1 protein-coding gene is annotated in these 232 nt (G+C 63.8%); it reads right to left on the bottom strand.

Features of this window, described 5'->3' with window-relative positions; genetic code table 11:
- Window positions 1-232 (bottom strand): hypothetical protein (locus tag SB756_RS35800; protein ID WP_410913989.1); only part of this gene is annotated, 232 nt, incomplete at both ends.

Here is a 232-nt window from a genome sequence, read left to right as displayed (position 1 = left end):
CTGCCGTAACGGTCATACCGGTAAAGATAGTGCGCGTCACGGGCGATACGGTTATCCGGCCACATGCTGAGGGTGCTGTCCGGGTGCAGCTCCGGGTCGGGCAGGCGGTTACCTGCCGGGTCTGTGGCATACGGGATGCGGATATCCAGATTCGCTGCGGTGGTGTGAACGCTGGTCAGCCTGCCGGTGGTGCTGTAGCTGTAACTCCGGGTCTGGCGCGGGCTGCTGATGC

The sequence above is a fragment of the Pseudomonas sp. SIMBA_068 genome (genome assembly GCF_046534705.1).
Classification (GTDB): domain Bacteria; phylum Pseudomonadota; class Gammaproteobacteria; order Pseudomonadales; family Pseudomonadaceae; genus Aquipseudomonas; species Aquipseudomonas putida.
This window is presented reverse-complemented; position numbering and strand designations above follow the sequence as displayed.